This window comes from Amnibacterium endophyticum (assembly GCF_042680685.1).
In the GTDB taxonomy this organism is placed as follows: domain Bacteria; phylum Actinomycetota; class Actinomycetes; order Actinomycetales; family Microbacteriaceae; genus Amnibacterium; species Amnibacterium endophyticum.
Genome location: NZ_JBHUEA010000044.1, coordinates 1 through 7,160, shown reverse-complemented (window position 1 = coordinate 7,160; position 7,160 = coordinate 1). Strand labels below are relative to the sequence as shown.

Sequence of the window (7,160 nt, the reverse complement as noted above, 5' to 3'; positions counted from 1 at the left end):
CGCGTTCGCGCCGACGAAGGCGACGACGGGCCGCACGGCCGGCTCCTCCGGCAGCACGCCGGCGACGATCCGGTCGACGCGGCGCGCCTGCGCCTCGGCCCGCTGCACGTAGGGGCGCCGCCGGCCGGCGACGAGCACGGCGTGCCCCGCGACCCAGGCGGAGGCGTCGCGGTGGTGCTTCGTGTCGATCGTGAAGACCCCGCCGGGCCCGACGACCAGGTGGTCGATGTCGCCCCCGTCGCGGCCGACCGGCAGGGAGTGCAGCACGGTCCAGCCGCCCGGCAGGCCGGCGAGTCGGCCCGCCACGACCCGCTCCCCCAGCACGCCGCTGTACCAGGGCCAGGCGTCCGGCCCGAGCGGGTCCACGCCGACGAGCCGCTCGAGGCCGGTCAGGGGGCGGAGCGCGGCGCGCGCGCGGAGCACCTGCTCGATCAGCGCCTGGGCGGGCACTCGGTCGCGCATCCGGTGCGGCGGTTCGGCGGTGCGGAGGGCCGTGGGTGCGGCGGTCTGGGTCATGCCCCGACGCTAGGGAGGGGGTCGGCACCCGGCCAGCCCGCGATGGGGCGCCCCCGGGGCGGGTGCCCCCGGTCCTCGGGTCAGCCGCTCCGGCGTCCCCGGGCACGCCGGAGGACCGGCTCCCGGGGAGCCGGTCGGGGCGACGCCCGCCCGCCGTCAGGCGCGGGTGCGGCCCTCGGGGGCGGGCTCGGTCGCGGGCTCGCCGCGGTCCGCGGCGAGGCGCTGCAGCTCGGCCTGCGCCGCGGCCGCGTACGCCTCCAGGCGCTCCTCCGGGACCGACCGCGACGCGCCGGGCAGGGCGCCGAGCACGCAGAACGTGCCGATCTTCTCGCCCTCCTCGTTGCGCAGCGGCGTGCCCGCGTAGAAGCGCATCTGCGTCATGTCGATCAGCGGGCTGTGCTTGAACCGCTCGTCCTTGAAGGAGTTCTCGACGACGAGCGTCTCCTCGCCCTGGATCGTGATGCGGCAGTGGGTGAGGTCCAGCGGGACGGATCGGCCGGTCGGGCCGGTGTTCGCGGCGTAGAACTGCCGGTCGCCGTCGATGAGGCTGACGTAGGCGACGTCCACGCCGAACTCGTCCTTCGCCTCGGCGACGAGGTCGTCGAGCGCCCGCCAGCCCTCGAGCGGTGCGCCCTCGATGATCCGGCGGCCGGGCTCCCAGTCCCACTCGCGCTGCAGCGGCACGATCCGCACCCGCTCGACGTCGAGCCGGCGGGCCTCGTCGAGGGCCGGCGCGCAGACGTCCGCGAAGGACTCCGCCCAGTCCGCGTACATCTGCGGCGAGCCGTAGGGCCGGCCGGGCTCGGGGTCGGGCGCGTCGAGCGCCATGTACTCGACCCCGTCGAAGCGGCCGAGGATCTGCTGCGTCGTCGCGTTCAGCCGGTCCGCGCTCGCCTGGCCGATGCGGGCGAGCACGCCGCGGTAGTGCGGCAGGGAGGCCACCGGCTGGATGCCGGCGATGACGATGCGGGCCGACGGCTTGGTCTCGAGCGCGAGCTTCGTCAGCAGGCGCTCCATGTCGGCGCGGTACTCGTGCTCCGGGGTCAGGCGCAGCGCGTCGTTCAGGCTGAGCACGAGCAGCACGAGGTCGAACTCCGCCAGCGACTGCTCCCCGATCCACGGGATCACCGCGGCGAGGTTCATCAACTCGTCGCCGATGTACCGGATGTCCGTGGTGCGGGTCGTGCGGCGCGTGAGCGCACGGCCCAGCTGCCCGGTCAGGGCCAGCTCGTGCGTGACCGTGCCCCAGCCGTGCGTCGGGCCGTTGCCGAGCAGCAGCACGCGGTCGGGGTCGGCGGCGCCCGACAGGATGTCGGTCGAGTCCCGCGGCACCGGCACCGACTGCTGGTCGGCGAGCATCTTCACGTACCAGAGCTTCGCGGCCGCGCGGACCGCCCTCTTCCCGATCATCGGATGTCGCCTCTTCCCAGATGGTGCCCCTCGAGTCTGCCGCGGCGGCTCCGCCGGGCGGGTCCCCAGGACGGGGCGGCGGCGCCCCCAGAGGGAGGGGTCAGGCGTCGCCGTGGAGCTGCGCGAAGCGGCGCAGCAGGGCGGCCGGCGCGGTCACCCGCGCCCCGTGCAGCACGGCGGAGATCGCGGGCAGCTCCTCCTCCGGGAAGTAGCCGTGCCGGCTGTACACCCGCGCGCGCTCGACGAAGTCGGCGATCGTCGGCTCCGGGTGGAACTGGCTCGCCAGCACGCTGCCGGCCCGGTACAGCTGCACGGGGCTCGTGTCGTTGGTGGCGAGCAGCACGGCACCGGGCGGCACCGCGGGCGCCGACTCCTTGTGCCCCGTCAGCGCGAGGAAGACGCTCGGCAGCACGCCCGCCACCTCGTCGTCTCGGCCCGCGGCGGTGAGCCGGCTCTCGGCCGCGGACACCGGCTCCGGGTGCGTGCGGTCGACGACGCCGCCGAGCACCCGGGTCACGATCCCGATGCCGAAGCAGGTGAGGAAGGCGGGCGCACCGGTCTCGAGCGCCCGCTCGACCACCGCGGTCAGCTGCGCCTCCGCCAGCCGCTGCCCCGGGCCCTTCGCCTCCTCCGGGTCGCTCAGCGAGTACGGGCTGCCGCCCGCGAGCACGCCGGCGACCTCGTCGAGCAGGTGCGGCGGCACGGTCTCGGCGTCGACCCGGAGCGGCACGAGCCGCGGCCCGAGGCCGCTCGCGACCCGCATCGCGGCGAGCTCGGCGGCCCGGTCGGCGGCGGCCGGCCGCGCCTGCAGCAGCACGAAGGGGCGGGGCACGGCGGCAGCGTAGCTAGCGTGTGCGGGTGAGCGCGGACGACGGCGAGCGACAGCGGGGCGTGCACGTCAGCGCCCTCACCCTCTTCCGGGTCGGGATCGGCCCGTCGAGCTCGCACACGGTCGGGCCGATGCGGGCCGCCGCCGACTTCGCGGGGCGCCTCGGCCCGGGGGTCGCCCGGGTGCGGGTCCGGCTGCTCGGCTCGCTCGGGGCGACCGGGGCGGGGCACGGGACGCCGGACGCCGTCGTGGCCGGGCTCGCCGGGCTGGACCCGAGCACCTGCGACCCGGCGGAGGTGCGCGGGCGCTGGGCGCGGCTCGACGGCTCCCCCGCACCCGTCGGCGGGCGCCTCCTGCCGCTCGAGCAGGGCGACGTGCAGGCGGCCCCGCTGACCCGGCTGCCGCGCCACCCGAACGCGATGGTCTGCACGGCGTGGGCCGCGGACGGCGCCGAGGTGCTGCAGGAGACCTACTACTCCGTCGGCGGGGGCGCGATCGAGCGCGAGGGCGCGCCGGCGGCCGCCGCCGAGGCGCCGCCGCTGCCCCACCCGTACTTGAGCGCCCGCGAGCTGCTGCTCATGGCCGAGGCGGCGGGCACCGACGTCGCGGGCGTGGCCCTCGCGAACGAGTGCGCGCTCCGGCCCGAGGCGGAGGTGCTCGCCGGGCTCGACGGGATCCACGCGGCGATGGTCGAGTGCGTCGAGGCGGGGCTGTCCGCCTCGGGCGAGCTGCCCGGCGGGCTGCAGGTGCCGCGGCGCGCACCGGCGTTCGCCGCGCGCCTGCTCGCCGACGGCGCCGCCGCCCGCGACGGCGCGGACTGGCTCGACGCCGTCGCCATGGCGGTGAACGAGGAGAACGCGGGAGGCGGCCGCGTCGTCACCGCCCCGACCAACGGGGCCGCGGGCATCCTGCCCGCCGTGCTGCTGCACGCCCTCGCGCTCCGGCTGCCGGAGGGCCCCGACGAGGCGCGCACCGCCCTCGCGCGCCGCTTCCTGCTGACGGCGACCGCGATCGGCTCGCTGTACGCCGGCAACGCCTCCATCAGCGGCGCGGAGTGCGGCTGCCAGGGTGAGGTCGGCTCCGCGTCCTCCATGGCCGCCGGCGCGCTCTGCGCGGTCCTCGGCGGGACCCCCGCCCAGGTCGAGAACGCGGCGGAGATCGCGATGGAGCACAACCTCGGCCTCACCTGCGACCCCGTGGGCGGCCTCGTGCAGATCCCGTGCATCGAGCGGAACGCGATGGGCGCCTCGAAGGCGCTCGTCGCGGCGCGGCTCGCCCTGCACGGCGACGGCCGGCACCTCGTGTCGCTCGACGCGGTCATCGAGACGATGCGGCAGACGGGCCTCGACATGCGGGACGAGTACAAGGAGACGGCGATGGGCGGGCTCGCCGTGAACGTGGTCGAGTGCTGACGGTGCGCGACCTGGACCTGCCCCGCCCCGCCCCGGGGGCGGGACGCTGCACGCGTACGACACCGGCGGCGACGGGTTCCCCGTGTTCTGGCACGGCGGGACGCCGAACACCGGGCTGCCGCCGGAGCCCCTCCTCGCCGACGCCGAGCGCCTCGGGCTCCGCCTCGTCGGCGCGGACCGGCCGGGCTACGGCGGCATGACCCGCGACCCGGACGCACCGCTGGTCGCGGTCGCGGACGACGTCGCCGCCGTGCTGGACCACCTGGGGCTCGAGCGGTGCGCGACCCTCGGGCACTCCGGCGGGGACCCGAGGGCACTCGCGACGGCGGCGCGGCTGCCGGACCGGGTGACGCGGGTCGTCGCCGTCTCGTCGCCCGCACCGGCGGACGCCGAGGGGCTCGACCGGTCCGCCGGGGCCCCGGCGGGGATCGCCCGAGAGCAGCGCGCCGCCGCGGAGGGCCGGGAGGCGCTCGAGGCGCATCTCGAGTCCGAGGAGTTCGACCCGGAGCAGTTCACGCCGAGCGACCGGGCCGCCCTCCAGGGCCCGTGGTCGTGGTTCATGGGCGTGGTGGCTGCGGCGACGGCGGACGGTCCGGACGGCCAGGTGGACGACCTGCTCGCGCAGCAGCGGCCCTGGGGCTTCCCGCTCGACGCGGTGGCCGCGCCGGTGCTCGTCCTCCACGGCGCGGACGACCGGATCGTGCCCCCGGCGCACGGCGCCTGGCTCGCGGCCCGGCTGCGCCAGGCGCGGCTCGAGGTCGTCCCGGGTGCGGGACACGTGTCGGTGCTCGAGCACGCCGCGGGGGCGCTCGCGTTCCTGCGCGGCTGACGGCCGGGTCCCGCCGCCCGCGTCAGCGGCGGACGCGGCGGACGGACAACCGGCGCACGGCGGTGAGGCCCGCCTCCACCCGGATCGCCTCGTCGGCACGGCGCAGCAGCCGGGCCCGGCCGTGCAGCGTCGGCTGCACGGCGATCGCCCGCAGCAGCGCGGCGCAGGCGTCGACGCGCGTGCGCGCGTCGACCCGGTCGTGCGGGCGGTAGACGGGGTCGCCGACGTACCGCTCGAGCACGCGGACGAGCGCCACCGGGCCCGCGACGCGGGCGACGGCCCCGAGGCGGTCGAACTGCCGCTCGGCGGCGAGCAGGACCTGCTCGTCGTCGTCGAGCAGCCGCTCGCCCTCCAGCTCGACGGCCAGGCGGAGGTCCGCGTCCAGGCGCAGCACGACGGACCGCTCGCTCGCCGAGGCGGCGGCGACGCGGCCGGTGAAGAACCCCGTCAGCAGCCCGTCGGCGGTCGGCACTGCGCGCATCGCCCCACCGTGCCCTCCCGGCCTGCGGAGCGGCTGGGGATCGCGGGTAGCCTGCGCCCTCGTGGACAGCCTCGAGCGGCACGACGACTACACCCGCGGCCGGCTGGACGCGGCCGATCTGCTCGCGGACCCCGTCGCCCAGTTCGCGCGCTGGCTGGGCGACGCCGAGGCCGCGGGCGTCGCCGAGCCGAACGCGATGGTGCTCTCGACAGTGGACGGGTCGGGCCCGACGAGCCGCACCGTGCTGCTGAAGGGGCTGCACGACGGCTGCTTCGAGCTGGTCACGAACGCCGGCTCCCGGAAGGGCCGGGCGATGACGGCGGACGGCCGCGTGTCCCTGCTCTTCCCCTGGTACCCGCTGCAGCGGCAGGTGCTCGTCGACGGCGACGCCGCGCCCGCACCCGACGCGATGAGCGACGAGTACTGGGCGAGCCGCCCGCGCGGGTCGCAGCTGGGCGCCTGGGCGAGCCGCCAGTCCGCACCGCTTCCCGACCGCGCCGAGCTCGAGGCGCGGGTCGCCGAGGCCGACGCCCGCTTCCCGGGCGACGTGCCCCGGCCGTCGTTCTGGGGCGCGTGGCTCGTGACGCCGCGCCGCGTGGAGCTCTGGCAGGGCCGGGCGTCGCGCCTGCACGACCGCCTCGTCTACACGAGGGACGGCGCCGGCTGGCGCATCGACCGCCTGCAGCCCTGAACCCGGGCGGACCCTGCCAGGCTTGCGGCCATGGACGCATCGCAGCGACGGACCGCCGTGCTGGTGGTCAACCCCGGCTCGCGGCAGGGCGGTGCGCTGCTCGAGGACGCGGAGGGCCGCTTCGCGCGCGCCGGGCTCGAGCTGGTCGGCGTGCGGGAGACCGAGGGGGACCCCCGCGAGGCCGTGGGGCGGGCGATCGGGGACGGGCCGGACGTGGTCGTGGTCGCGGGCGGCGACGGGACGATCTCGAGCGCGACCGGCTGCTTCGCGCACCGCGACGCGGTGCTCGGGATCGTGCCGACCGGCACTACCAACAACTTCGCCCGCACGCTCGGGCTGCCGCTCGAGGCGGACGCCGCGCTCCGCACGATCGCGGAGGGCGACGTCGCCCGCATCGACCTCGGGCTCGCCGGGGACCAGCACTTCGCCAACGTCGCCGCCGCGGGGATCTCCGTCGACATCGCGCAGACGGTGCCGCGCCCGCTGAAGCGGGTGCTCGGCAGCGCCGCCTACGCGCTGACCGGCGCCGTCCAGCTGGTGCGGCACCGCCCGATGACGGCCCGGCTGCGGAGCGCGGGCGGGGCCGTCGTCGCCCGCACCCACCAGGTCATCGTGGCGAACGGCCGCTTCCACGCCGGGCGGCTGATCGACGAGCGCGCAGACGCGGACGACGACCGCCTGATCGTGTTCCAGCTGGGCGACCGCCGCCGCCTGCGGCTCCTGCGCAGCCTGGTGCTGCTGGCGCTCGAGCGCCCGCGGACGGTGACCGACCGCAACTCCCGCTCCGTGCGGCGGGCGCTGCTCACGACGGACCCGCCCCTGGACCTCGAGCTCGACGGCGAGGTGCGGGCGCGCACCCCGGTCGAGATCTCGGTGGACCTCGAGGCGCTGCAGGTCGTGGTGCCGCGCGGGGCCGCCGGCCCCGGATGACCGAGGACGAGGCGGAGGCGCTGCGCCGCCGCCTCTACCGGCGGGACGCGTCGGACGCGGAC

8 protein-coding genes are annotated in these 7,160 nt (G+C 77.3%); 4 read left to right on the top strand and 4 right to left on the bottom strand.

Annotation, left to right across the window (positions count from 1 at the left end; all coding sequences use genetic code 11):
* From ACFSBI_RS16095 to ACFSBI_RS16085, 3 genes are all read right to left on the bottom strand, one after another.
* On the bottom strand, window positions 1-516 hold a 516-nt coding region (locus tag ACFSBI_RS16095; RefSeq protein ID WP_377936736.1), incomplete at its 3' end, for a nuclease-related domain-containing protein.
* A 156-nt stretch (window positions 517-672) separates the two neighbouring features.
* Window positions 673-1,926 (bottom strand): GAF domain-containing protein, encoded by a 1,254-nt coding sequence (locus tag ACFSBI_RS16090; protein ID WP_377936734.1) that lies wholly within the window; start codon window positions 1,924-1,926, stop codon window positions 673-675.
* A 100-nt stretch (window positions 1,927-2,026) separates the two neighbouring features.
* Window positions 2,027-2,758, bottom strand: coding sequence for a glutamine amidotransferase-related protein (locus tag ACFSBI_RS16085; protein WP_377936732.1), 732 nt, complete (start codon window positions 2,756-2,758; stop codon window positions 2,027-2,029).
* 26 nt (window positions 2,759-2,784) lie between these two features.
* Between ACFSBI_RS16085 and ACFSBI_RS16080 the strand changes: the two genes are divergently transcribed.
* On the top strand, window positions 2,785-4,167 hold the full coding sequence (locus tag ACFSBI_RS16080; RefSeq protein WP_377936730.1) for an L-serine ammonia-lyase: 1,383 nt from the start codon (window positions 2,785-2,787) through the stop codon (window positions 4,165-4,167).
* An 82-nt stretch (window positions 4,168-4,249) separates the two neighbouring features.
* Window positions 4,250-4,996: an alpha/beta fold hydrolase gene (locus ACFSBI_RS16075; RefSeq protein ID WP_377936728.1), complete on the top strand. Its 747-nt coding sequence runs from the start codon at window positions 4,250-4,252 to the stop codon at window positions 4,994-4,996.
* Between the two features lie 22 nt (window positions 4,997-5,018).
* Here ACFSBI_RS16075 and ACFSBI_RS16070 read toward each other — a convergent pair whose 3' ends face one another.
* Window positions 5,019-5,477 carry a hypothetical protein gene (locus tag ACFSBI_RS16070; RefSeq protein WP_377936726.1) on the bottom strand — a complete coding sequence of 153 codons (459 nt, stop codon included), beginning with the start codon at window positions 5,475-5,477 and terminating at the stop codon, window positions 5,019-5,021.
* A gap of 61 nt (window positions 5,478-5,538) precedes the next feature.
* On the opposite strand from ACFSBI_RS16070, the gene pdxH reads away from it, so the two are divergent.
* Both pdxH and ACFSBI_RS16060 read left to right on the top strand, forming a co-directional pair.
* On the top strand, window positions 5,539-6,168 hold the full coding sequence (gene pdxH / locus ACFSBI_RS16065) for a pyridoxamine 5'-phosphate oxidase (protein WP_377936724.1): 630 nt from the start codon (window positions 5,539-5,541) through the stop codon (window positions 6,166-6,168).
* A 30-nt stretch (window positions 6,169-6,198) separates the two neighbouring features.
* Complete coding sequence (locus ACFSBI_RS16060) at window positions 6,199-7,098, top strand: diacylglycerol/lipid kinase family protein (protein ID WP_377936722.1); 900 nt, start codon at window positions 6,199-6,201, stop codon at window positions 7,096-7,098.
* Window positions 7,099-7,160 lie beyond the last annotated feature (62 nt).

Excerpts from the sequence above, each read along its gene's own strand:
- ACFSBI_RS16070 (WP_377936726.1), bottom strand. The coding sequence starts at position 5,477 with ATGCGCGCAGTGCCGACCGCCGACGGGCTGCTGACGGGGTTCTTCACC.
- ACFSBI_RS16060 (WP_377936722.1), top strand. The coding sequence starts at position 6,199 with ATGGACGCATCGCAGCGACGGACCGCCGTGCTGGTGGTCAACCCCGGC.
- ACFSBI_RS16090 (WP_377936734.1), bottom strand. The coding sequence starts at position 1,926 with ATGATCGGGAAGAGGGCGGTCCGCGCGGCCGCGAAGCTCTGGTACGTG.